The 24,146-nt window shown below is 40.9% G+C and carries 21 protein-coding genes and 1 CRISPR repeat array (1 of these 22 only partly in view); of the genes, 14 read left to right on the forward strand and 7 right to left on the reverse strand.

Features of this window, described 5'->3' with window-relative positions:
• Positions 1 to 21 precede the first annotated feature (21 nt).
• Positions 22 to 297 carry a TRADD-N-associated membrane domain-containing protein gene (locus RMX89_RS20640; protein ID WP_322690246.1) on the forward strand — a complete coding sequence of 92 codons (276 nt, stop codon included), beginning with the start codon at positions 22 to 24 and terminating at the stop codon, positions 295 to 297.
• Here the strand turns inward: RMX89_RS20640 and menD are convergent.
• A complete protein-coding gene (menD, locus tag RMX89_RS20645) occupies positions 269 to 2,029 on the reverse strand; it encodes a 2-succinyl-5-enolpyruvyl-6-hydroxy-3-cyclohexene-1-carboxylic-acid synthase (RefSeq protein ID WP_322690247.1) in 1,761 nt (586 codons plus the stop codon). The two genes, RMX89_RS20640 and menD, sit on opposite strands and share 29 nt — an antisense overlap.
• 167 nt (positions 2,030 to 2,196) lie before the next feature.
• Between menD and folB the strand changes: the two genes are divergently transcribed.
• The 3 genes from folB to RMX89_RS20660 all read left to right on the forward strand — a co-directional run bounded on the left by folB (position 2,197) and on the right by RMX89_RS20660 (position 5,565).
• Positions 2,197 to 2,565 (forward strand): dihydroneopterin aldolase, encoded by a 369-nt coding sequence (gene folB, locus RMX89_RS20650; protein ID WP_322674934.1) that lies wholly within the window; start codon positions 2,197 to 2,199, stop codon positions 2,563 to 2,565.
• Between the two features lie 1,086 nt (positions 2,566 to 3,651).
• Positions 3,652 to 4,935 (forward strand): diguanylate cyclase domain-containing protein, encoded by a 1,284-nt coding sequence (locus RMX89_RS20655; RefSeq protein WP_322674935.1) that lies wholly within the window; start codon positions 3,652 to 3,654, stop codon positions 4,933 to 4,935.
• 69 nt (positions 4,936 to 5,004) lie between these two features.
• Positions 5,005 to 5,565 (forward strand): sugar O-acetyltransferase, encoded by a 561-nt coding sequence (locus RMX89_RS20660; protein ID WP_322690248.1) that lies wholly within the window; start codon positions 5,005 to 5,007, stop codon positions 5,563 to 5,565.
• Positions 5,566 to 5,567: 2 nt separating this feature from the next.
• Here the strand turns inward: RMX89_RS20660 and RMX89_RS20665 are convergent, their stop codons facing one another.
• A complete protein-coding gene (locus RMX89_RS20665) occupies positions 5,568 to 5,948 on the reverse strand; it encodes a calcium-binding protein (protein ID WP_322674937.1) in 381 nt (126 codons plus the stop codon).
• A gap of 305 nt (positions 5,949 to 6,253) precedes the next feature.
• Entirely contained in the window at positions 6,254 to 7,249 is a 996-nt protein-coding gene (locus RMX89_RS20670; protein ID WP_322683578.1) for a DUF1517 domain-containing protein, read from the reverse strand.
• Positions 7,250 to 8,311: 1,062 nt separating this feature from the next.
• Between RMX89_RS20670 and RMX89_RS20675 the strand changes: the two genes are divergently transcribed.
• Positions 8,312 to 9,544 carry a glycosyltransferase family 4 protein gene (locus RMX89_RS20675; RefSeq protein ID WP_322690249.1) on the forward strand — a complete coding sequence of 411 codons (1,233 nt, stop codon included), beginning with the start codon at positions 8,312 to 8,314 and terminating at the stop codon, positions 9,542 to 9,544.
• Between the two features lie 218 nt (positions 9,545 to 9,762).
• Positions 9,763 to 10,617, forward strand: a complete 855-nt coding sequence (gene blaOXA, locus RMX89_RS20680; RefSeq protein WP_322690267.1) for a class D beta-lactamase — start codon at positions 9,763 to 9,765, stop codon at positions 10,615 to 10,617.
• Here blaOXA and thiS read toward each other — a convergent pair.
• Together thiS and RMX89_RS20690 are read right to left on the reverse strand one after the other, a co-directional pair.
• On the reverse strand, positions 10,614 to 10,826 hold the full coding sequence (gene thiS, locus RMX89_RS20685) for a sulfur carrier protein ThiS (RefSeq protein WP_322683630.1): 213 nt from the start codon (positions 10,824 to 10,826) through the stop codon (positions 10,614 to 10,616). The genes blaOXA and thiS overlap by 4 nt on opposite strands.
• A 103-nt stretch (positions 10,827 to 10,929) precedes the next feature.
• The gene (locus tag RMX89_RS20690; protein WP_322690250.1) at positions 10,930 to 12,045 is read right to left on the reverse strand and encodes a thiamine phosphate synthase; all 1,116 of its coding nucleotides are present in this window, start codon (positions 12,043 to 12,045) and stop codon (positions 10,930 to 10,932) included.
• Between the two features lie 549 nt (positions 12,046 to 12,594).
• Here RMX89_RS20690 and RMX89_RS20695 point away from each other — a divergent pair.
• The 3 genes from RMX89_RS20695 (at position 12,595) to RMX89_RS20705 (ending at position 15,387) form a co-directional block, all read left to right on the forward strand.
• Positions 12,595 to 14,520 (forward strand): DUF1565 domain-containing protein, encoded by a 1,926-nt coding sequence (locus RMX89_RS20695; RefSeq protein ID WP_322690251.1) that lies wholly within the window; start codon positions 12,595 to 12,597, stop codon positions 14,518 to 14,520.
• A 168-nt stretch (positions 14,521 to 14,688) separates the two neighbouring features.
• Positions 14,689 to 15,033: a DUF433 domain-containing protein gene (locus RMX89_RS20700; RefSeq protein WP_322690252.1), complete on the forward strand. Its 345-nt coding sequence runs from the start codon at positions 14,689 to 14,691 to the stop codon at positions 15,031 to 15,033.
• A 3-nt stretch (positions 15,034 to 15,036) separates the two neighbouring features.
• Positions 15,037 to 15,387, forward strand: a complete 351-nt coding sequence (locus RMX89_RS20705) for a DUF5615 family PIN-like protein (protein WP_322690253.1) — start codon at positions 15,037 to 15,039, stop codon at positions 15,385 to 15,387.
• 329 nt (positions 15,388 to 15,716) lie between these two features.
• Here the strand turns inward: RMX89_RS20705 and RMX89_RS20710 are convergent, their stop codons facing one another.
• Entirely contained in the window at positions 15,717 to 16,181 is a 465-nt protein-coding gene (locus RMX89_RS20710; RefSeq protein WP_322690254.1) for a hypothetical protein, read from the reverse strand.
• A 162-nt stretch (positions 16,182 to 16,343) separates the two neighbouring features.
• On the opposite strand from RMX89_RS20710, the gene RMX89_RS20715 reads away from it, so the two are divergent.
• Positions 16,344 to 16,763 (forward strand): hypothetical protein, encoded by a 420-nt coding sequence (locus tag RMX89_RS20715; protein WP_322690255.1) that lies wholly within the window; start codon positions 16,344 to 16,346, stop codon positions 16,761 to 16,763.
• Positions 16,764 to 16,887: 124 nt separating this feature from the next.
• Here the strand turns inward: RMX89_RS20715 and RMX89_RS20720 are convergent, their stop codons facing one another.
• Entirely contained in the window at positions 16,888 to 18,117 is a 1,230-nt protein-coding gene (locus RMX89_RS20720; RefSeq protein WP_322690256.1) for a TetR family transcriptional regulator, read from the reverse strand.
• Between the two features lie 172 nt (positions 18,118 to 18,289).
• Between RMX89_RS20720 and RMX89_RS20725 the strand changes: the two genes are divergently transcribed.
• From RMX89_RS20725 to RMX89_RS20740, 4 genes are all read left to right on the forward strand, one after another.
• A complete protein-coding gene (locus tag RMX89_RS20725; protein ID WP_322690257.1) occupies positions 18,290 to 19,171 on the forward strand; it encodes an acyl-CoA desaturase in 882 nt (293 codons plus the stop codon).
• 125 nt (positions 19,172 to 19,296) lie between these two features.
• Positions 19,297 to 20,118, forward strand: coding sequence for an Rpn family recombination-promoting nuclease/putative transposase (locus RMX89_RS20730; protein ID WP_322690258.1), 822 nt, complete (start codon positions 19,297 to 19,299; stop codon positions 20,116 to 20,118).
• Between the two features lie 187 nt (positions 20,119 to 20,305).
• Entirely contained in the window at positions 20,306 to 21,361 is a 1,056-nt protein-coding gene (gene dusB / locus RMX89_RS20735) for a tRNA dihydrouridine synthase DusB (protein ID WP_322690259.1), read from the forward strand.
• 150 nt (positions 21,362 to 21,511) lie between these two features.
• Positions 21,512 to 22,066, forward strand: coding sequence for a Uma2 family endonuclease (locus tag RMX89_RS20740; RefSeq protein ID WP_322690260.1), 555 nt, complete (start codon positions 21,512 to 21,514; stop codon positions 22,064 to 22,066).
• A 36-nt stretch (positions 22,067 to 22,102) separates the two neighbouring features.
• Positions 22,103 to 24,146: a CRISPR direct-repeat array (repeat unit 37 nt; unit sequence GTTTCAATCCCTAATAGGGATTTTGATGAATTGCAAT); it runs 990 nt beyond the window's last position.

Raw genomic sequence — 24,146 nt, forward strand, 5'->3', positions numbered from 1 at the left:
TAGCAAAATTAGGAGTAAATTATGTCTAGCTACGACAAGATGCAATGGTCAACCTATCAAGAACATCACTATCAAGCTCGATTGAGCTACATTTTATCTTGTGTAGCGATTACTGCTTCCATTAGCATGAGTTTATTAGCTGGTTTTCTTATGCTGTCAGGCAACGCTACTCAAGCTAATGTTACAGCAGTAACTGGACTGTTCTCTACTGGACTATATATTCCTCTATCGAGGGATGCAAATAGAAAGATCGAACGCTTAACAAAACTTACGAAGGATTACAAGTCACTTCGCTAAATTTACGTAAATTATCCTGTCGCCACTTGGCATCAGCTTTACGATTTGTCCGCAACTCTAAAACCCATATCCCTTTAGTTGGAAGCGGGTTTAATTTTTGCTGCAATTGCTCCCATGAAGTAATCAATTCATGCTGCACATTATAAGTAGCGCACAACTGAGCAAAATCAATATCCTGGGGAGTGCCAAAAAACTCTTCAAAGGGTGGCTCAAATTTGGCGATGGGTAACATTTCAAAAATTCCACCGCCATTGTTATTGATTAATACGATCGTGAGATGTCCGACAAACTTATTGCGGATTAAAAAACCATTGGTATCATGTAACAGAGCCAAATCTCCCGTTAACATCACACTACTTTGCTGGCGATGAGCAATTCCTAAAGCTGTGGATAATGTGCCATCGATGCCATTTGCACCCCGGTTAAAGTACGATCGCACCCCCAAATTATTCGGTTTCCAGAAATATTCCACATCCCGCACAGGCATACTATTGGCAATAAACAGAGGCGTTTCTGGCGGTAAAATCTGAGAAATTAACCAAGCTGCTTTACTCTCAATTATTTCATCTATTTTCCCCATCGTCTGGTCAACAACTAACCTGACTTTAGCTTCTGCACTACACCATTCCTGCACATAATCTGAGGATAAAGATAAATTTCTCTCCTCTACTTTTATTCCTTCTACAGATATTCGTAAATGCGTCGTTCTCCCGTGCAAAGGGTCGAGGTTTTGGTCGCTAGGGTCAATTACCCAGCGTCGCGGTTGGGTTGCATCTATCCAGGTACGTAGTTCTTTACTCGTAGGCATTTCACCCACCTGAATCACCATTTCCGGCGCTAGCTGCTTTGCTAGTTGCTGATTTCGCAAAATCAGGTCATAAGTGGAAATCAGATAAGGGTTGAGTTCGGCATAATTTCTGACTGGGGAGAGTCCCTCTGCTAGCACAGGCCATTTGAGAGTTTGGGAAAGGTGCGCGATCGCTCTACAATATTCCTCTGGTTGCTGTGGTTGGGCAACACCTGCGATAATAATACCGCGATCGCATTCTTTCCATTCTTTGGGAATGGGGAATGGGGCATAGGGTATGGGGCATGGGTTTGCTATTCTTGCGAAGAAGTCTTCTGATTCCAAGTGCGATCGCAAATAACTCAAGTCGGTTCCATCAGGAACAGGTGCTAAGGGATCGCGAAAGGGAATATTCAAATGTACTGGCCCCTTTGTAGGAGTTTGCGCTCTTTCCCAGCTATGAATTACTGTTTGTCGCAGGTAAGCTAGCATTCCCAGATCGGCACAGGGTAAAGCTAACTCTGTTTGCCAATTTGGGTAGTTTCCATATAATCTCAATTGATCTACAGTTTGCCCAGAGTGACAATCTCGCAATTCTGGGGGCCTATCGGTAGTTAATATCAACAGTGGTACGCGACTATACGAGGCTTCAATGACTGCTGAATAAAAATTTGCTCCTGCTGTACCAGAGGTGCAAACAATTACCACAGGACGTTCGGTTGCTTTCGCTTGTCCCAAAGCAAAAAAGGCGGCGGAACGTTCATCAAGAATGGAAATTGCTTCAATCTCAGGTGCTTGTTGAGCAAAGGCGATCGCTAAGGGTGTAGAGCGCGATCCCGGACAAATGATGGCACAAGTCAATCCCAACCGCTTTAGCGTCTCTGTTAAAATATAAGCCCAAAGTTGATTAACATTCGTATAAGCGATCGGCATTAAATCAAACATAGCTATAAAACAATCTTAAATTTTAGATTTTGTCTAGGGAAATTCAATTTAAAATCCATCAATGCGGTGTTGAGTTCCATCACCGCCACGCGAGTTTCTGGGAAAGAAAATCTCCAAGCAAACTTGCTGAACTTTCTACAAAATGCACAATTTGCTCTCAAACTTTTATGGACTGCATTCATTTAACGGGAATTCGCGGCTATGGCTACACTGGGTATCTACCAGAAGAACAGGTGCTAGGACAATGGTTTGAGGTGGATGTGAGGTTATGGTTGGATATCTCCACAGCGGCCAAGACTGACGCGATCGAAGACACTTTAGATTATCGCAGCGTCATTAGCTTGACACAACATCTGATCAAAACGTCTAAATTTGTTTTGGTGGAGAAATTGGTAACAACGATCGCAGATTCTATCCTCCAAGAGTGCGATCGTGTAACAAAAGTCCAAGTCACTCTCAGCAAACCTGCCGCACCTATTCCAGACTTTGGTGGCAGAATTAGCATTGAACTGACTAAAATCAAGTCCAACCTTTAATTCACAAAATGTGTTTTTTTGCAATATCTATCAGCCAGCAAAGAACAGGGGGTTTACGTGGAGCTTGGAAGTGTCTCACAATAAGAATCTTTCCTGCCATTGGCACCAGTACCTATTGATTAACAAAAAACTAAAAAATACCGCGAACGGCTGATGAACATTTAACTTACATATTTTTAGAGGAGAGGAATTGTGATTAAGTATTAACCAGAAGCTGTAGGGCTAGTATTTTATTTTTAAAATACGCTTAGTGGCGTGGCAAGGCTAAAATAGTGCATTAAAAATATCTCAGCTATTGATATGTCAGACACATAACTATTTTTATATTGCACATATTTAGGCTTACCATGCTATTACAATACAATAATACTGAGATGTTTTTAATTATGGTTGTTAAATGAATATTTCTAAGTAATACGAGTTTACTGTTCATTAAATATTTCAGATAGCTTAAACTCTCATCTAGAACTCCTCTGATATGATATAAAAGCTATTTGTAGGTAAAGCAGCATCAAACTTTTTAATCACAGATTAAGATTAATTATTAATAATTAAATTAATATAGATTAATATATTACATCCAAGACACTCTAGATTTTTTTAATTATATTAAAGTAATATCCTGTGATTTTATGAAAAATTTTTCTTGATTAATTTGTATATAGATATTATACTTAGTATTTATACTTTCCCAATAGAATTATTGTATACATTTTAAAATCAGTTTTTGAGTGCTTGATAATTGCATTCTAATTTTGATTTGATGTTAGTAGCATCATATTAGCTACATAAATTAATCAAAATTAGCTTTGATAATCATATATAGCAATCCTAAATGAGAGCCAAACAAATATGTTCCCTGTTAAGAGTTCCCTGTTTCCTGCCTCAAAGGGTAGTTTGTAAATCAAATAGGATTTCTATAAATTTCTGGAGATTAATAATATGATGCTATTTACTCATTAGTCAGTATTAATATCAAGTAAGAATACAGGATAGTTAGAGATTGTTTATGAGAAGATAAGCACTTTTGACTTGAGTTGACACTGACAACAAGAATCTGAACTTTAGCAAACAGGTTATCGTAACATGTTCGCCCGCAAAATCTTAATTGTTGAGGATGAAAAAAATCTAGCCTCAAATATTAGAAAAAGTTTACAAAAATTAGGTTATTTAGTATCAGAAATAACTGAATCTGGTGAGGAGGCAATAAAAAAGGTAGCAGAAAATCATCCACATTTAGTATTAATTGATATCTGTCTAGCTGGAGAAATAGACGGTTTCCACGTAGCTGATATTATTCAGAATCACTTTCATGTGCCTGTAGTATATCTAACGGAGTATTCGGAATATAAAAGATTACATAAAAATCAGCTAAGTGAGCCTTTTAGTTACATAGCCAAACCATTTATTGAAAGTGATTTACATTTTGTGATTGAAATGACACTGTACAAACATCAGAGCAAAAAAATATTATACGAAGAAAAACAGAGGTTGATGGCAATTATTAATAGTATGGGCTGTGCGGTGATTGTTACCTATGCAAATGGTTGTATTGAAATGATGAATCCCATAGCAGAACTAATCACTGGTTGGAAGCAAAGTGAAGCGTTGGGGAAAGATTTAATAGAAGTCGTTAACTTAGTTAATAAAGATGTAGGAGAAAAAATTGAAAATTTAGCTACTTATGTAATCGAAGCAGGTGAAATTTTCAATTTACCAGAAAACTGTACATTGATTACCAAAGATGGGAAAGAAATAGCGATTGGAGATAATGTTGCACCTATCCGCGATCGAGATGGCAATATTACTGGCGCGGTTTTAGTGTTTCAAGACATCACTAAACGTAAGCAGACAGAGGCACAACTGATCCGCAATGCATTTTATGATGGGCTAACAGAATTACCGAATCGTGTTTTATTTTTAGATCGGCTCAGACAAACTATTGAACGTAGCAAACGCAGAAGCGACTATTATTTTGCAGTTTTATTTTTAGATTTAGATGGCTTCAAAGAGATTAACGATCGCTTTGGGCATGGAATAGGGGATGATTTTTTAGTAGCGATCGCTAGACGTTTAGAGTCATGCTTACGTAGTGGCGATACTGTAGCACGATTTGGTGGTGATGAGTTTACTGTTCTTTTGGAGGATATCAAAGACATTACCGATGCTACCAATGTTGCCAAACGTATTCAAGACTCCTTAAGATTGCCAGTTAACCTGAATGGATATCAATTATCTGCTACAGCTAGCATTGGTATTACTTGGAATTTTAGTAATTATGAGGAGCCTGCAACTCTACTGCGGGATGCTGATATTGCGATGTACCAAGCTAAACGGCAGGGAAAAGCTACTTATGCCATATTTAGTTAAGGATGGAATATGATACTCTAGCGGCTACTAAGGTTATCATACACAACCGAGAAGCCCCATAATTCTGTCATGGAAAAAACCGAAAAACAGAAAATGCTCGCAGGCGAATTATATCTGGCCGAAGATCCAGAATTGGCTGCCGAAAAGAACCTAGCCAGTCGTCTGTTGCGAAAGTACAATTCTACAACCGAAGAACAGCAAGAGCAACGGCAGCAAATTTTGCAAGAATTATTTGGAAAAATCGGTCAAAAAGTAGCAATTGTGCCACCCTTTCACTGTGACTATGGCAGTAATATTTTTGCTGGTGACAAATTGTATATGAACTATGGCTGTGTAATTTTAGACTGTAATACAGTTCACATTGGTGAAAATGTTTTGTGCGCTCCTTATGTGCAAATTTATACTGCTTATCATCCTATAGATCCAGAAATTCGTCTTTCTGATAGAGAATTAGCTGCCCCAATTAACATTGGTAATAATGTCTGGATTGGTGGCAATGCAATTATTTGTCCAGGCGTAACTATTGGTGATAACACAACCATTGGTGCTGGTAGTGTAGTTGTCAAAGATATACCTGAGAATGTTGTCGCTGCTGGCAATCCTTGCCGCGTCATTCGGTATTTATCCTAGGTTTAAAATTTATAACCTCTAGCAATCCAATAGAGCCAGTCTGCGATCGCGTCTTGAGTTTCACTGTCAGCATCAATGGCTGCTATTTCAGATAATTTTGCAGAATATACATCATCATCCTTACCATTAATGTAAGCCACTTCTACATACATATCTTTCAAGCACTCATCATCTGGGGCCATTCCCAGTACTTCCACTTGTTTCTCCTCGACAGCACCTGATTTGCGTCCCTTCTTAGTCCATGTAGCCATAAAGGGAAAATTCAGAGTCTCTTCAAGGTAGTAGTACCAACCCATAGCTCGGTCTTCTTTGTCTTCAGCATCTACAACAATCTCTGTTTTAATGCGATGCTCTCGGTTTTCGTCGGCTTCAACACTAGGCATAAGATAACACTTTGCGTATAATTCATTTTGATAATACTACCAAAATGTTTCTAAAATCATACTTAAATATATCTATGATGTCCGCTTAATTACTTATTAACCTCCCAAAACCCCACCCTTTAATCCCCTCTTTGCAAACTCTTAGGGGCGGGTGGGGTGAAATGGCTGTGGGAATCATAACTAATTATCTGTAAATGATATAAACTCTACAAAAAACCGCTTGTCATTGACAAGCGGTTTTCTAGTTATTGTTCTTAAGGGGAACTTATTCGTTGCACTAAGATAGATGCAAAATTTTTCAGAAATTAAACAAGTCTCAAATCTGGATAATTTGCTAACACATCATCAGATGTGAGGGTATCATTTTCAGCTTGAGGAGTCCAAAGAACTTCAATTGCCAGAAGCTTGTCGCTAGGGATACTACCAATTTGCCGTAAAGCTTGACGCAAATCATCAGCACTATTGATAGCTGTGGGGATGTCAAACTTACCTAGTGTCGCCGCCAGCAAGGTGACAACAATGTATTCGCCAGGGCCTTCGGTAAATAGGCGGGTGGGGTTGTCGAGTTCGCCAGCTGGAGGTAAAGCATCTTTAGCAAGGGCTGCTCTTAGCTGGTTGTTGACGTTAGAAAGAGTTTCTTCGCTAAACTTGCTGCGTTCTGCCAGTGACAGCCGATTAAACTGACTTTCAGCTGAATTTAAACTGGCTTGTTGAGTGCCACCGCCTGCATATACAAAGTATTCTGGATGGCGGAGTAAAGCTAGACTGGCTTCTTGGAGAATTTCTGCTCTGCCTTCGGGGGTGTTAGTATCAGCAGTTTCAGCAATGTGGTTGAGTTCATTTTGCAATTCACGCGCTTGAGCTAACAAACCTACTTGCAAACGAGTTACAGAAACAGGAGAGTTACTGCTGTAATCTGCTTCTGGTGTTTCACCGCTAGAGACGCGGCGGAAAGTTTGCAATAAGAAATTAGCGATCGCAAAGAAGATTAAGATGCTAAATAGACCACCAAATCCTCCGCCAATACCCCAGAAGGGAAGTAGGAAGGGAAAGCCAAAGCCACCACCAAAACCACCACCATAACCACCCCCAGGATAGTAGCCGCCCCCGCCAGGAGGTGCATAAGTACGCGGTGTATAGGTGCGGCTAGAAGGCGCTCTAAAGGAGCCACCACCGATGCGACCTCCACTGCGGGCTGCTAAGGCGCCGTCAGCGTGACCAAGAGCCAAAGCTAACACCAAGCTTAGGGCTAAGAAGGTTTTTAACAGCGGTTTGATGGTTTGTTGTAGTTTTTTACGCATAAGACAATCGCTTGAAAAACGAAATTATTATTTATGATTTCTCCCGATGGTGGGAGCAGTGTTGCAGGATGTTGCTAAGGCTAGCCTATAACAAGCAAGTTTGTAGCATTCACGTAGCATTGCTTTTTCGAGGCTACATATTCAATTTACCGCGTCTTATCTTGGGTAAGTAGCGATCGCAGGGGGGATTTCTCGACTGGGGAACCGTACCGGAAGACATGTTTATCCTCACAGAAATTGCGATGTCTATGATGCGCTACGTCTACGGGCAATGGTTTGCTATGCCTCGGACTAGTTTCAGACTACAGTTTTGAATTATACAGATGATTTTAATTTTTAGTGATTATTTTGACTAATTTTTTAATCCTTCACTGAATAAGTAGTACTACTTCTGAACTTATTACAGGATTTACGCAACTGGCATATCATATTATTTTCAGTTCGTAGTGTTCGCGTAGCGTCTCGCAGAGAGGACTAAAGTCTTCAAAATAAGGGCTAGAGCCGCTTACTACAAACTACAAATCCGATTTTTTTGTGACTTGCGTAAGTCCTATTATTACTCAATATTTAGCACGGGCAAAACGCCTAGCTCCCACCAACAGCACTCATTAATACATTTAGAGGCTGATAATTTACGTGTACGTAGAAAGCTAGTAAGTGTCTGTAATCCTTATAATTTTTCACAATAGACATAATGTTGCAACTAAGTAGCTATAAAATTTTTGGCATTTTGGCACATCTACTTTAAGTGTTTAGGATATTTTATTGAACGTAGCTAAATTTCGGAATTTTCACAGCAGATGTTTACTGAGCATTTTCGCTACAAGTGTTAGCTTTGATTTTTTGTTCATTATGCACAGAAACTCTCAAAGAATGAGAAATTTGCAACAAAAATAAAATCAACACAACAAAAAAACAATCTTTTTGGCTAATCTTCTAAAATAGGCTTCAAATTTGTCTACCAAATTCGTTTTAAAAGAAATAAAATAATAATGATGGCTTTGAAAGTAATTCTAATTGTAAATATTAAAAACTATTTGAAATATAGTCATCAATTTTATTATGGAACATATTTCTCAACTAACAGCCGAAATCAGAGATAAAGCTGCATACCCAGATATCCTAGTCATATCCCGGATCTTTCTGCCGAAAGAAGCTGTAATTGGGGAATATATCTACAATCGTTGTCTGCAAGATCCAGAACGAATAATTGTACTGGCAGCTAGTTGCTCGGGAGATCGAGTATTTGATAAGAGTCAACAGTTTCCTGTGTATCGCTGGTATTATCCTAAATATTGGCGTAGTGGCTATGTGGGAAATATCCTCAAACCTTTGGTCAATATCGTCTGCTCATTTGTCCTAGCAATTAAACTCTATTTTCGCTATCACTATCGTTATATAGAGTGGGGCCACGGCTATGATTTTCCTTCACTGTTGCTATTGAGCTATTTGTTACCTATTCGCTTTTTTATCTATCTGCACGGCAACGATCTTCTTTGCACTTTACACAATCCCGTGCTGCGATCGCTATTTAAATTAACACTTCATAGAGCCGAAGGCATTGTTTGTAACAGTTCTTATACAAGAGATTACCTCAGAACTGCTTTCCGATTAAATACTCCTACCCACGTCATTAACCCCGTAATCAGACCAGAAAAATTTGGTAATAATGTAGCCAGTCCCAGTAGCCTTAATGATTTACGGGTTCGCGTGCGTCAGGCATACAACATTCCTGATTCAGCAATAGTGATTCTCTCCATCGGCAGACTAGTAAAACATAAAGGTTTCGACCGAGTAATTGATAACATCCCAATATTGCTAACTTTTGGGGTTGATGTCCACTATATACTCTGCGGGCAAGGGCCAAGTGAGTCAGAACTGAAATCTCTAGCGCATCGTTTGCGAGTAGATAAGCGCGTCCACTTTGCCGGATATGTGCCAGAGCGAAAATTAGCAGGTTATTATGCAGCTTGCGACATATTTGCCATGCTGACTTTATCAGATACTAAACCTAATAATATGGAAGGTTTTGGTATGGCTTATTTAGAAGCAAGTTACTTCGGTAAGCCGATAATTGCCCCTCGTTTAGGTGGTGTTCTAGATACAGTTCAGCATGAAGAAAATGGGATACTCGTTAATCCCAATTCTGGTTATGAAGTTTTTCAAGCTTTCAATCGGTTGTGCAAAGACCAGCAACTACGCGAGCAACTCGGTCGTAAAGGTAAAGAATTAGCCAAGCGTAAAACTCTCCATCGCTCGCTTTATAAAGCAGATGGAAAAAATGCAATTTTGTAAAATGATTTTATTAACTGACCTCGATTGAATTATCAAATTCAAAAAATATCAAAAAGGGCAATTTACTATAAGTCATGTTTCTGCATAACCTTTAACAAATTGCTTCGCAAAAGAGCAAGATTTCATTGTAAAATCTCGCTTGTGATGCGATTAAATGTGCAATGAAAAATATCTGGTTTAACATAGAGCAATTCCTTCGGCGTTACACAAAGCACCGAATGCAATCTTTCGTGTTTACAGTCATTGGATGTCTTGCTGTAGTTAGTGTGATTACCTTTGGGGCAATGTATGTTGTGGCTCAACCTGCTTCAACTTCATCTGAACGTCCTGCTGTGAAAGCGCCAAATTTCGGGCGACACTTTCAAGAATTTGGGCGTGAAGGCTCTATCTTGATTTACGACTCAAAAAACAACCGCATTTATGAACACAATCCTCAACGTAATGCAACTGCGATCGCTCCAGCTTCAACATTCAAAATTTTTAACGCGCTGGTGGCATTAGAAACAGGTGTAGTTCCTGATGATGTGGCAGTTCTCACTTGGGATGGAATTCACCGAGAAATTGATGCCTGGAATCATGATACAAATTTGCGTCAAGCCTTTAAGGATTCAACTGTTTGGTTCTATCAAGTATTGGCACGTAGGGCTGGATATGAACGGATGCAGCAATTTATTAATAAAGTAGGCTACGGAAACCGTCAGATTGGCACTGTTGCAGACATCGATCGTTTTTGGTTACAACCGCAGCTATTGCAAATTACACCCAAAGAGCAAATTAAGTTTTTGCAACGGTTATATCAAGGCGATTTGCCTTTCTCGCAACGGACAATAAATCTTGTCAAAGACATTATGGTACGCGAACAAACTCCAGACTATACACTGCGAGGAAAAACGGGATGGTTAACGAGTACTAAACCAAATGTTGGTTGGTTTGTGGGTTATTTAGAGCAAAACAAAAACGTCTACTTTTTCGCCACAACCCTTGATATGCAAAAATCGGAAGATGCACCCGCCCGCATCGAGATTACACGACGTAGCCTTAAAGATTTGGGCTTGCTGGCTCAAATCAACTAACCACCACCGACAATAGTTACCACTTCTAAGCGATCGCCTGGCTGCACTTTTGTTTGCGGCCAAAACTGGCGGTGTAAAATTTCGCCGTTATACTCCACAGCCACCAATCGCGGGTTAAAACCCAACTGTTGGAGTAAGTCGGGTAAAGAAGTTTGAAATGAGCAGCTATGGGTTTCCCCATTCACCTGAATCGAAATCTCATTAGACATAATATGTGTGTGGGGCATTGGGAATTGGGCATTGGGCATTGGAAATTGGGTATTGGTTACTCACTTTGGGCAAATGACAAATGACAAATGACAAATGACTCTTTTAAAGTTCTGGCTTAATGCGATTGAGTTGAGAGAGCAAATATTGCGTTACTAGGGTAGGCTGTTCGGCTTGCATGAGCGATCGCACCACTGCTACACGTTCGGCTCCAGCATCGATCGCATCATTGATATTATTGGCATCTATTCCCCCAATCGCAAACCAGGGAATTGAGCAATTTTTGGCTGCATAGCTGACATATTCTAGCCCTGTTGCTGCCTTACCTACTTTCGTGGGAGTTTCATAAACTGGCCCCACGCCAATGTAATCTACATTTTCAGCAATTGCTGCTTGCATTTCTTCTTTATTTGTGGTAGAAAGACCGATCAGACGTTGCGAACCGAGTAATTGCCGAGCAACAGCAATAGGCATATCTTGTTGTCCGAGATGCACCCCATCGGCATCGACAGCTAAAGCTACATCCACACGATCGTTAACAATAAACAAAGCACCGTAGATGTGGCATAACCGCCGTAATTTTCTCGCTTGTTCTAGACGCAAAGAATCATCGGCGGTTTTGTCGCGGTATTGTAAAAGTGTTAATCCGCCTTTGAGTGCAGCTTCGACAGTGTTCAACAAATTTTCACTAGGGGAAGTCACAAGATACAAACGCGATCGCCACAACAATTGATGGCGCTGATGACCCATTAAACTACTTTCTAGGGTATAAACCTGATAGCGCATCTGCTTACAAGCTTTAGCCATACTTGGTTGGTAAAGCTTGCTGTATTCTTCCAACACCCGTAATGCTTCTTCTATCCGACAAAAGTTAGCTTGCAAGACCGATTTTATACTAGCTCGTTGTTCTTCTTGAGGATGAGTTAACTCCGTTCCAGGATCGCCTGGTGTATCTCGCGCCGCCCGTAATTCTGGGGTATGCCACTTGGCTACCTCTTGTCGCAGCCGTTTGCATTCCAGAGCTAACTGGGCATTGTTCAAACCAAATCGGCACCATTCCTCGATAATTCGCAAACCCTCACGAGCGCGGTCTAAATTGGCATCTAAAATGCGGTAAACAACTTGCTGTGTTTGCTCTTTTTGGCTGTATGGCTCGACCATTACAACAACCCCATTAGTGCTTTCATCGAAGTGTGAATTATCATAAGTCCTAGTAACCATAAGTTAAATAAGATTGCTTTTTTTTACTAATTTTTGCGGAATCTACGCAAAATAACGTAGTAGTGAGGGTTACGGTAAATTATCCCATGTTCCTATAGACAGTGATAAGGGTAGTTTGAGGCTACAGTTTCGCACTGAGCTTAGTCAAGTGTTTTACGATAGACAACGAGCTTACAAAAGACTAGCAAAAGGGAATACACCAGAAAATCTACAATAGATATGTAGCAATCCGAAGGACTTCCAAATAAAAAAATATCCAATTAATTCTTGTGGGGTGGGTAACATGATGTTACGTCTCTACAAGGATTTTGGATAACACATATTTAATTTCATTTTTATATCTATTAGATAAATGATATAGGCACAATTCATGAATTTTGCCCACAAATTATTTTGGGCAATGCACAATTAATTTCTGGAGATGTCTAATATCATTTATTACTATGTATTAAATATCGCCAATCGGTCAATATATGAGTAATATTATCGACATAATACTCTCTAGGGAGTATAAGAATTTATGATTACTTATAAGGAGTGGTGTTAAATATGATTCTTCCTCGTATGTTTACTGAGTACCATAGAGTAGATGTTTTGTTTGCAAAGCTGAAGTTTCTGAAATCAGCAAGGCTTTTATTTTTTAGTTTTTCAGTATTATCTTTTATTGTCGGGATGGGGGCGGCAAGTATAGCGTTTCTGGGTATCAGCCAGGATAGTGCGTTAGCGCAGCTCGCCGTTGGCAAAGCCTCTCGTAGAGAAGGCATCGCTCAGATTCCATCGACACCAAATTCAGCGCCTCTGAATCAGAAAACACCTTCTCAAGCTAATGTGCTATTTGTCAATCCTGGTGTTGGAGATGACAAGGCAAGCAATGGCAGCGAATCCGCTCCTGTAAAAACTATTACCCATGCATTGCGATTAGCTAACGCCAATACTGTAATTATGCTCTCTACTGGCACTTATAGCGCCGAGACAGGAGAGGAATTTCCCTTAATACTGAAACCGGGTATTTCAATTCAAGGCAACCCCAGCAATCAAGGTAAGGAGATTATTATTCAGGGAGGCGGTGATTACCTGAGTCGAAGCTTTGGCGGTCAAAACGTCACAATTGTCGGGGCAAACCAAGCCTTGCTCACAGGGGTAACAGTGACGAACTCTAATCCTCGTGGTTACGGTTTATGGATTGAATCTAGCAATCCGGTAGTCGCAGAAAATACTTTTACTGGCAGTACTCAAGATGGAATTTCCGTCAGTGGTAATGCCGCACCTACCATTAGTAAGAATTACTTCGATCGCAATGGAGCCAATGGGATCACAATTGCTGGTAACTCTAGTCCGCAAGTGAAGGAAAATGTCTTTCACCAAACAGGTTTTGGGATTAATATTGCCCAAAATGCTGCTCCTATAGTCATAGGTAATCAAATTCAAAACAATAGATCGGGAATTATAGTACAAGCAAATGCCCGCCCGATTTTGCGGAATAATTCTATTCAAGATAATAAAGAAGATGGTTTAGTCGCGATCGCTCAAGCAATGCCAGATTTGGGTAGTGCATCCGAACCTGGAAATAATACATTTCAAAATAATGGCCGCCACGACATTAACGCCAGCGCCGCTAAACAGGTGATTTCTGCTGCTGGTAACAACCTTGTGAGCGATCGCATCACTGGTAAGGTAGATATTAACGGTACAACAGCACTAGCAACCCCAAATTCTCAACCAGTTCCCAACAACGTATTACGACAAATACCACCAAATGGAGAAATCACCTTCTCGGCTCCCGAGATCTCTGAAACTACTAATGGGCAAACCAGCAACAGCATTTCAGCAAATAATCCTGTTTCTGGGCAATTAAACAGTCAACTGCTGCCATTAATGCCAGCCAATAATGTACCGCCTTCCTTGCCTATATCCAAACAACCACCGACTTCTAGCGTCGCCGGATTTCCTACTCCTAGCAGCTTGTCAGGTAGACAAATACCAATTAACGCCCAGCCACCTGATACACCACAGTTAAATTACGTGCGGATCGATCCTAATACCATTGAGTTTACTGCCCCTGAGTCCCCATCCAATTCAGTTGCACAGCCACCAGTTGCAAGTATGAGGAATCAAACACAACAGCCATTACCAATACTAGAAACTGCTGCTCCTGGTGCTTCAGAACTTTTACCACTTCCCAATCCCAATATCCCCATTGTTAATACTCGCAATCTGCAAACAAGTTCTGCAAGTATTCCCTATGGTGGTAACTCTGCAACACAATTTGGTGTACGTTATCGCGTAGTAGTGCCACTTGCAACCGATCGGGATCGAGATTTAGTGCGATCGCTTGCTCCTGGTGCGTTTCTCACAGTTTGGGATGGTCAAAGAGTTATGCAAGCAGGAGTATTTAGCAGTGAATATAACGCTAAAGAAATGCTTAAAACACTCTCTAGTAAAGGTTTAAGAGCCATTATGGAACCGTTGAATTAATTGGGTATGGGGCATTGGGCATTGGGCATTGGGCATTGGGTTGAGGGGAAAGACTTACATCCCCTCCAGTCTTTTTCCTCAATTTTGAATTTTGATGCAAGGGCGATCGCTCTTTAACGGGTAAAGTAAACTGAAGACAGAAATACCACAAATCCAAGAATTGCCCCCATGAGCGTTCAAATCGAATTTCAGGTTACCGCTCCACCGTTTCGTTGGGATGAAGCTGGAGGTATTCGCATCGGTCAAAGCCGCGTTACTCTTGATAGCTTACTAGCAACATACCATAACGGCTCTACACCTGAAGAAATTGCTGTTCAGTATCCCGTTCTCTGTTTAGGGGAGATATACGCAGCGATCGCATATTATCTCACCCATCTCCAAGAAATCGACAATTACCTAGAGCAGCGTCGCAAAAAAGCTCAACAACAGCGAAATCAATTTGTCCAGCAGCATAATTTAGTTAATCTTAGGCAGCGCTTGCGCGATCGCTATCAGTCCCAAGGAGAATTCTAGCTAGTGCGTCTATTGACTGATGAGAACTTCAATGGCTCGATATTGCGGGGCTTGCTCAGACGTTTACCTGGATTGGACATTGTTCGTGTCCAAGATGTAGGTCTAATCCATACTGATGATTCCACTATCTTAGAGTGGGCAGCCAATGAAGAACGCATCTTGCTTACCCATGATATAGCAACAATTACTATTTATGCTTATGAGCGAATCAACAAAGGTTTGTCTATGCCTGGAGTTGTTGAAGTTATTGCAACGGCTCCGATCGGACAGGTCATTGACGACTTATATTTATTCGTTCGTTGCAGTAAGTCTGGCGAATATGAAGGCCAGATCCTTTTCATTCCCTTTTCTTGATTGTAATGGGCAATTGCGGGTCAAAATGAGATCAATTGCTTTAACACAGCGATCGCTTTCCTACTGTGGGGAGGCATCGCTCTTTTAGTCAAGGGGGCGATCGTATTTTAGGAAGTCGGTCAAAAGGCGATCGCGGTTAGGCATAAGTTGAATTAGCGATCGCTATCAGTCCCAAGGAGAATTGACGACTTGTATTTATTCGTTCGTTGCAGTCAGCTTGGCAAATATGAAGGTCAGATCCTTTTCATTCCCTTTTTTTGATTGTAATGGCGATCGCTGGTCAAAATGAAATCAATCGACTTGAGATAACGATGCACCTCAAAATGAAATCAATCGACTTCAGAGTGCGATCGCTTTTCTAATGTGGAAGAGGCAATCGCGGTTTCATCAAAGGAGCGATCGCACACCCTTATATCTGCGCTGATTTGGCGACTTGCGTCTGGATACAGCAGGCTCAGTTTTTTCTGTTTTACCAACTTTCGGTGATTGGCGATCGCCTTCGCCGTAAATCGGGTTAAGGCAAAAAACTCATCATCTAATACCTCAACACGACTTTGAAGTACCTCAAAACGACTTTCAAGTACCTCGAAACGACTTTCAGGTACCTCAAAACGACTTTCAAGTACCTCGAAACGACTTTCAGGTACCTCGAAACGACTTTTAAGTACCTCAAAACGACTTTCAGGTACCTCAAAACGACTTTCAGGTACCTCGAAACGACTTTCAGGTACCTTGAAACGACTTTCAGGTACCTTGAAACGACTTTCAGGTATCTGTTGCTTATTAAGTGTCACTTTTTTGACAATTTTAATAAATACCTCAGTACAATCAACTAAAAATAATTAGGTCGCTCTTAGTTTGCTTTAATTTTTCCGAATTATCTCTCAGAGAAGTTTATTGTTGCATTGGCTAGAGTACATGCAGTAATCCTATAACTTCCTTCAGGAGCGTATTTTATGGCACGACTAAAACGCAGTTCACGCACTCTCGAAAACGCTCTCCGTCGAATTGCAGGAATGCGATCGATTAGCTCGACGCTAGAATTTAGCAACGGATTAAATTTGACAGACTACGACAGCCACATCCAAAACTTGCAAACCCAGCTATCTACATACAACACTTTACTCTCTACCCTAGATGAAATGGCAGGTCGCCTCTCTCTAATTGAAGAAGAATTGCGCGGCTACTCTGAAAAGATGTTAATGAGTGTGGCAACCCATTATGGCAAAGACAGTTTGCAATATATCCAAGCGGGAGGCAAGCCACGCAAGAAATTATCACGCCGTTCGAGCAACACCCAATCCCCATCTGAGAGTACAGCTACAACCTTGAATGGTGCAAACAATGGTAAAGGAACCTCTATTGTTTTACCTTAATCGTTTAACTGCATCTAATAAATTCTTAATTAAGAATTACGAATTACGAATTACGAATTACGAATTACGAATTACGAATTATTCGCTCACTGGCTCTGCGTCAGAGAACACGACCTGATACTCCCTATCCTGGCTTATGATCCAAACGGGTAGCTTGCTCTAGGGCGGCTTTTTCTTTGGCTCGGCGGACATAGGGTTGTAATTGAGCGCGATCGCAACCTGTTAAAATACTCAGGTTTTCTAAGGTGATCCCCCGCATTAACATTTCTACGCGCCAAGTTTGTTGTACCTGAGCGATCGCTGGCGCTTGTCCTTGGGGAGTCAACAATCCTTCGCTCCATATTTGCCAACGTGTCTCAAGTTCTGATTCTGAGATCGGTGTGCCTGTTTCATTCAGAAACATCGCTGTTTGAGTATCTTTACGACTTTTCAGCCATTTGATTAAAGGATTATTGGTAAAAGAACCGTAGCGTTTGCCCAAAATCCACTGATTCACGGGTACTTGACGGACAAATCCGGGGATTGTGATTTGCAGAAAGTGCCCTTGAGTATCGAAAATTTGGTGCGATCGCTCCAAGCTAGTTATTTCTGTAGCGGATAACCCAGCCCCAAATAACACGTAAGCCAAGGCATAATCTCGTACTCCAAATTTCCTGGCTTGTTGCAGAATTTCGTGAACCAAACTAGCTGGTAAATCAGCTACTTCTGTGGTGGTGAATCCTCCTTGTAAGCAGTTTATTGCCGATTCTGCTGAAGATGACATGGCTCCATGTAAAAACAACTCCACCAAATTTTCCAGAAAATCATCCCGATCTTCCCAAAGTTCGTGAAATTCGCTGGTGAACTCAATTACTGCATATCCCAAAATCATCCCATTTAGCAAACTGGCTAATTTTTCTGCCGGTAAGTAGGTATTTAAATGTCCTTGCTGGATTACAGTAGCTAAATACTGAGCTACATAACGGTTTGCCTCTGTGACTCCCCTGCCTAGTGCGCGGCGATTTTCTGCCGGGAATTGGTCGGCTTCACCTACCACAGATCGGACAAACTCTGGTACTCGTTCTAATGCATGTAAGCTATCACTTGCATAATCTTTCAGAGCTTGGTAGACATTGCCAGGAGGTGTTGCCCGCCGCACCAGCGACTCACCTAAATCCTTAAAGGCTGCGGACTCTTCCAGCACAGCTAAAAGTAATCCATGCTTATTGCCAAAATTCCGAAATAGAGTCACTTCATTGACTTCGGCTTTTTCAGCAATTTGGCGGGTTGTGGTAGCGCTTACTCCCTGAGCAGAAAACAACTCAAGTGCAGCTTGAATCAGGCGTTGACGAGTGGAAATAAGTTGAGATGACATAAAGAAATGCAAGTGGCACTTGCAGGGGTATCAGAGTTCTGCTAGCATAACAAATGTAAGTGAGACTTGCTTTACTCTACTCTAACTAACTAGTGAGAGGTTGGATAAATCCTTAGTGGGATTATGCCCAATAAAAAGTAAATCACTGCATCATCCATCAACAGGAATTTTTATGACCGCAAATTTTGGGGCGTTCGCCAAAGGTGTTGGCAAAGCCATCGCTCCTGAGAGAGACAACTCACCTCAACTCAGTTGGACAAATGTGGTATTTTTTACTACATTTCATGCTTTAGCACTTCTGGCTCCTTGGTTTTTCTCCTGGCCAGCATTAGGTTTGCTAGTGTTTCTCCACTGGTTGTTCGGGAGCATTGGTATTTGCCTGGGATATCACCGACTACTGAGCCATAAAAGTTTCCAAGTTCCTAAGTGGTTAGAGTATGCGATCGCCCTAATTGGAGCGCTGGCTTTACAAGGCGGGCCAATTTTTTGGGTAGGTGGACACCGCCAACATCACGCCCACACAGAAGATATCAATTTAGACCCCTACTCTGCCCAAAGAGGCTTTTGGTGGAGCCATATATTGTGGATTTTCTATCCACGTCCAGAATTTTTTGACTATGACACTTATAAAAAATATGCCCCTGACTTAGCCAAACAACCCTTTTATTGTTGGCTAGATCGTTACTTCTTGCTATTGCAAATACCCTTCGGTTTGCTGCTTTATGCATTAGGAGGATGGTCTTTTGTATTCTACGGAGTGTTTCTCAGATGTGTCTTGCTTTGGCATTCAACCTGGTTTGTAAATTCAGCATCACACCTGTGGGGTTATCGCACCTTTGATGCCAACGATGGCGCTCGTAATCTTTGGTGGGTATCCCTCGTCACTTATGGAGAAGGCTGGCACAACAACCATCATACTTATCCCCACATGGCGAAATCTGGGTTCTCTTGGTGGGAAATTGATGTTACTTGGTGGAGCATCTTAGTGTTGCAGACTTTGGGTTTAGCTAAAAAAGTTGTCTCGCGTCCTCCTCAAGGTGCAACTCACGGCTAAATTGCAACTAAACGATCGTGAATTTGTTTGTTATGCCGATTGCTTCTCGCAATCGGCTTACTAATTTTTATCAGTAGTGTTTCACGGTAAAATCTAACGAATTAAATCACCATAGTGCATTAAGTGTGAAAACTGATAGCATTTTTTATCGCCTTTTTCAAGAACTTCCTAGCATCTTTTTTGAATTAATTGGTAATCCACCCCAAACGGCAGAGGCTTATCAATTCTCCTCAATTGAAATCAAGCAAACGGCATTTCGTATAGATGGTGTTTTTCTCCCAACACAAGGAGAACAAAATCCGATTTACTTCGTTGAAGTCCAGTTCCAAGCTGACACAGAAATTTATTCACGCCTATTTTCAGAAATTTTTTTATACTTACACCAAAATAAACCGAAAAATTCTTGGCGAGGAGTAGTTATCTATCCCAATCGGAGTTTAGATACAGCAAATATCAAGAATTACAGTGAATTTTTCACTAGCGGGCGCATTAGTCGTATTTACCTTAATGAATTAGGTGAAACTGCATCATTGCCAGTTGGAATTGCTACGATGAAATTAGTCGTCAATGAAGAGGAGACAGCAATTCTAGCTGCTAGGCAGTTAATAGAGAGAACCCAGCAAGAAATCAACATCGAACCACAACGGCGGCAGTTACTAGAATTGATAGAGACAATATTAGTTTATAAGTTTCCGACGATGAGTCGAGAGGAGATTGAAGGTATGTTTGGGTTAAGTGATTTGAAACAAACACGAGTTTATCAAGAAGGTAAGCAAGAAGGCAAACAAGAAGGCAAACAAGAAGGGGCGCGTGAAGAAAAGTTTAGAATGATCCCTTTGTTGTTGAGATTGGGATTGAGTTTTGAAGAAACAGCGAAAGAGTTAGGTTTGAGCCTAGAAGAGATTCAGCAAGAAATGCAAAAACAGCCTCCAAGTCAGGATACGTAACCTACAATTACAGCAGAATTCAAAAGTCAAAATGGGTTACGCATCGCTGCGCTAACAGAAGTAAAACAGGTTTTATACTTGGTTTTGAGACTTAGCTTGTGTAACTCACTAACTTGAAATTAGCTGTATCTTTTATCACGGATTTATCTACATATTCTTACTATTTCCCATTCCGATAATTTTTTCTATGATTTCCCTCTCTCCCATTCTGCAAGCTAGACTCTCCCAACCCTTAAAGATTGGCTCTTTCGAGGTAAAAAGTCGGGTTCTCCAATCGCCTCTATCTGGAGTCACAGATATGGTGTTTCGCCGGATTGTGCGTCGCTATGCGCCAGATTCGATGATGTATACCGAAATGGTGAATGCTACGGGGTTGCATTATGTTAAACAGTTACCCAAAATCATGGAGGTAGATCCCAACGAACGCCCAATTAGCATTCAGCTATTTGATTGCCGTCCCGATTTCTTAGCAGAAGCAGCAATCAAGGCAGTTGCCGAAGGTGCTGATACTGTTGATATTAATATGGGTTGTCCGGTAAATAAAATCACTAAAAATGGTGGTGGTTCTTCGTTGTTGCGGCAACCAGAAGTAGCAGAAGCAATTGTGCGGGAAGTGGTGAAAGCTGTTGATGTACCTGTGACAGTAAAAACTCGTATTGGCTGGAATGACAACGAAATTACGATTCTCGACTTTGCCAAGCGGATGGAAGATGCCGGGGCACAAATGATTACGGTACACGGACGCACTCGCGCCCAAGGGTACAATGGCAATGCCCGTTGGGAATGGATTACCCGTGTGAAAGAAGTGCTTTCTATCCCAGTGATTGGGAATGGAGATATTTTTTCTGTTGAAGCGGCGGTGAAATGTTTAGAACAAACTGGCGCTGATGGTGTGATGTGTTCGCGTGGAACTTTGGGTTATCCGTTTTTGGTGGGAGAAATCGATCATTTTCTGAAAACAGGAGAGATATTACCATCACCAACCCCAATTGGGCGCTTGGAATGTGCAAGAGATCATTTACAAGCCTTGTGGGAATATAAAGGCGATCGCGGTGTACGTCAAGCCCGTAAGCACATGACTTGGTATGCTAAAGGTTTCGTCGGTGCTGCCGAACTCCGCGGACAGTTAAGTTTAGTTGAAAGAGTAGATCAAGGTTTGGCAATGATTGACCAAGCAATTGAAAAATTAGCTAATGGTTATGAACTAGAGGAAGAAGCAGAAAATAGTTTGGTAATGCTTTAAAAAGTTGATTTTAACCTAGCTTGGGGCGATCTAGTTAGTCGCTAAAAATGGCGCGATCGCTTGAATACCACTATTTCAGTTAGGGTTTAAATCTCCTGATGTAACTCTTTTGAATTTTGAATGTTTAACTAGCCCAAATGGAGGCTCACAATGTTAGTTTCCAAACACAATGATGTTGTAACCGTCCCCGAAATCCTTTCATTAGAAGACTTCATGGCAAATCCTCCAGAGGGGATGGAGTGGGTAGACGAGCAATTAGTAGAAAAAACAGGGATGACATTAAAACATAGTGAAATTCAATTGAATATTGGTTTTTACTGGAGAAGTTATATTAACTCCAATCAACAAGGTGGGAAAGTTTACACTGAAGTACCTTGTCGTACATATAAAGAGGGTCGCCGTCCTGATGTGGCTTATCTTACGCCTGAATTGGTAGCTCAGTTTGGTGATGTTCCTACTTTGCCACAAAGTTTCCCACTAATTGCTGAAATAGTTTCACCCACCGATTTAGCTGAAGAATTATTTCTCAAAGCACAGGAGTATTTGCAGTCCGGTTGTGAGGAAGTTTGGCTAGTATTTCTTGAAAGTCGGTTAGTTTTTGTCATGACAGATAATCAGGTTTGCGGGTTTAAAGCTGGTGATATGGTTAGTACTCAAAAAGTATTACTGGGTTTTAGTGTAGCTGTAGACGAATTGTTGGCTTGAAAATGAATTAGGACTTACACTTCAGAGAGTCAAAAAGTTTGAATCCCTAATAGGGATTTTATTGAATTGCAATGTAAACATCACTTATCAAAATGGGCGTTTTAGGAGTTTCAATCCCTAATAGGGATTTTGATGAATTGCAATTTTGCTAGTTCTGGGTAAAGTTCTGGGGGGAGTAGTTTCAATCCCTAATAGGGATTTTGATGAATTGCAATTGTTGTGTTGCCCCCACTGCAAAAGTGTTATTCTTGTTTCAATCCCTAATAGGGATTTTGATGAATTGCAATCGAAGTTTTACAGTCGCAAAAGTATCTTTATATTTGTTTCAATCCCTAATAGGGATTTTGATGAATTGCAATTCCAGGTGGAGTTTACGATGTCTCCATTTCCTTCTTTATATTTGTTTCAATCCCTAATAGGGATTTTGATGAATTGCAATCCCCAGCAAGCCGGATCGCCCAACACATCGCCCAGTTTCAATCCCTAATAGGGATTTTGATGAATTGCAATTTTAGGCATAGTAAAATAAAATCTAGCATCTGCGTTTCAATCCCTAATAGGGATTTTGATGAATTGCAATCAGGGCCCATTGCAGGTGGCACGCCTTTAACTTTTGTTTCAATCCCTAATAGGGATTTTGATGAATTGCAATACGTCCCCCGATTCATCTATTAATGCGCGCGATCGCGTTTCAATCCCTAATAGGGATTTTGATGAATTGCAATGTGAAGCGATCGCTTTCTCTGGTTGCTCAACTCTTGTTTCAATCCCTAATAGGGATTTTGATGAATTGCAATTGGCGCGGGAATTGTGGGCTTTTCCCTTACTCGTTTCAATCCCTAATAGGGATTTTGATGAATTGCAAATTTTAATAGACGACTGACACGAGAAATTTTTCTTGATGTTTCAATCCCTAATAGGGATTTTGATGAATTGCAATTAGATGTTGCTCATGGTATGTCTGTGAACACTTGGTATGTTTCAATCCCTAATAGGGATTTTGATGAATTGCAATTTTAGAGGTGCGTTGCGGTTCCCAAATCAAAAAGATATTTAGTTTCAATCCCTAATAGGGATTTTGATGAATTGCAATCATCTCCTTCCAGTTACCCTCGATCGCGCCCATGAGGTTTCAATCCCTAATAGGGATTTTGATGAATTGCAATAAGTCTGACCCTGTGCGATAAGAGGTCACAGCTACTTCGGTTTCAATCCCTAATAGGGATTTTGATGAATTGCAATGTTGTACCCGTCCCGGTGTCCCCTTTGGCAACTAATGTTTCAATCCCTAATAGGGATTTTGATGAATTGCAATGACCTTTGTACTGCGGTTGGTCATCGAAGGTTGGAGTTTCAATCCCTAATAGGGATTTTGATGAATTGCAATAAGGTAACAACCACTATGATATTAAGTTTGATGAGATGTTTCAATCCCTAATAGGGATTTTGATGAATTGCAATGCTGGCCTGTGGAGTCTGCCACGAATAAATGTACTTGTTTCAATCCCTAATAGGGATTTTGATGAATTGCAATTAGCTATCGCCAGGCTTCTGTGGTTTTATCTGGATGTCCTGTTTCAATCCCTAATAGGGATTTTGATGAATTGCAATTTTGTTTTGGCTATTAGGTCTAGGCTAAATCAGGGGTTTCAATCCCTAATAGGGATTTTGATGAATTGCAATCCTACCCAGAACCAGTCCCCGGTCAACAGCCAGTGTCGTTTCAATCCCTAATAGGGATTTTGATGAATTGCAATAGTATGGGGATTAAAGCACCCCATAGACTAGTCTTATGTTTCAATCCCTAATAGGGATTTTGATGAATTGCAATTAAAACTACTGAATTTGGGCGGAGCATTGCGAACGGTTTCAATCCCTAATAGGGATTTTGATGAATTGCAATTTCCCTAATTTCTCAGCAGCTTGCCTCATACCTTCAGTTTCAATCCCTAATAGGGATTTTGATGAATTGCAATTACCCCAACACACCATCTACGGACGGTATGGTATTGTTTCAATCCCTAATAGGGATTTTGATGAATTGCAATTTGCTTAGGCTTGGGTAGCAGTACCGGAAGCC

The sequence above is a fragment of the Nostoc sp. DedSLP04 genome (assembly GCF_034530775.1).
Lineage (GTDB): Bacteria > Cyanobacteriota > Cyanobacteriia > Cyanobacteriales > Nostocaceae > Nostoc.

Excerpts from the sequence above, each read along its gene's own strand:
- RMX89_RS20640 (WP_322690246.1), top strand. The coding sequence starts at position 22 with ATGTCTAGCTACGACAAGATGCAATGGTCAACCTATCAAGAACATCAC.
- menD (WP_322690247.1), bottom strand. The coding sequence starts at position 2,029 with ATGTTTGATTTAATGCCGATCGCTTATACGAATGTTAATCAACTTTGG.
- folB (WP_322674934.1), top strand. The coding sequence starts at position 2,197 with ATGGACTGCATTCATTTAACGGGAATTCGCGGCTATGGCTACACTGGG.
- RMX89_RS20655 (WP_322674935.1), top strand. The coding sequence starts at position 3,652 with ATGTTCGCCCGCAAAATCTTAATTGTTGAGGATGAAAAAAATCTAGCC.
- RMX89_RS20660 (WP_322690248.1), top strand. The coding sequence starts at position 5,005 with ATGGAAAAAACCGAAAAACAGAAAATGCTCGCAGGCGAATTATATCTG.
- RMX89_RS20665 (WP_322674937.1), bottom strand. The coding sequence starts at position 5,948 with ATGCCTAGTGTTGAAGCCGACGAAAACCGAGAGCATCGCATTAAAACA.
- RMX89_RS20670 (WP_322683578.1), bottom strand. The coding sequence starts at position 7,249 with ATGCGTAAAAAACTACAACAAACCATCAAACCGCTGTTAAAAACCTTC.
- RMX89_RS20675 (WP_322690249.1), top strand. The coding sequence starts at position 8,312 with ATGGAACATATTTCTCAACTAACAGCCGAAATCAGAGATAAAGCTGCA.
- blaOXA (WP_322690267.1), top strand. The coding sequence starts at position 9,763 with ATGCAATCTTTCGTGTTTACAGTCATTGGATGTCTTGCTGTAGTTAGT.
- thiS (WP_322683630.1), bottom strand. The coding sequence starts at position 10,826 with ATGTCTAATGAGATTTCGATTCAGGTGAATGGGGAAACCCATAGCTGC.
- RMX89_RS20690 (WP_322690250.1), bottom strand. The coding sequence starts at position 12,045 with ATGGTTACTAGGACTTATGATAATTCACACTTCGATGAAAGCACTAAT.
- RMX89_RS20695 (WP_322690251.1), top strand. The coding sequence starts at position 12,595 with ATGATTCTTCCTCGTATGTTTACTGAGTACCATAGAGTAGATGTTTTG.
- RMX89_RS20700 (WP_322690252.1), top strand. The coding sequence starts at position 14,689 with ATGAGCGTTCAAATCGAATTTCAGGTTACCGCTCCACCGTTTCGTTGG.
- RMX89_RS20715 (WP_322690255.1), top strand. The coding sequence starts at position 16,344 with ATGGCACGACTAAAACGCAGTTCACGCACTCTCGAAAACGCTCTCCGT.
- RMX89_RS20720 (WP_322690256.1), bottom strand. The coding sequence starts at position 18,117 with ATGTCATCTCAACTTATTTCCACTCGTCAACGCCTGATTCAAGCTGCA.
- RMX89_RS20725 (WP_322690257.1), top strand. The coding sequence starts at position 18,290 with ATGACCGCAAATTTTGGGGCGTTCGCCAAAGGTGTTGGCAAAGCCATC.
- dusB (WP_322690259.1), top strand. The coding sequence starts at position 20,306 with ATGATTTCCCTCTCTCCCATTCTGCAAGCTAGACTCTCCCAACCCTTA.
- RMX89_RS20740 (WP_322690260.1), top strand. The coding sequence starts at position 21,512 with ATGTTAGTTTCCAAACACAATGATGTTGTAACCGTCCCCGAAATCCTT.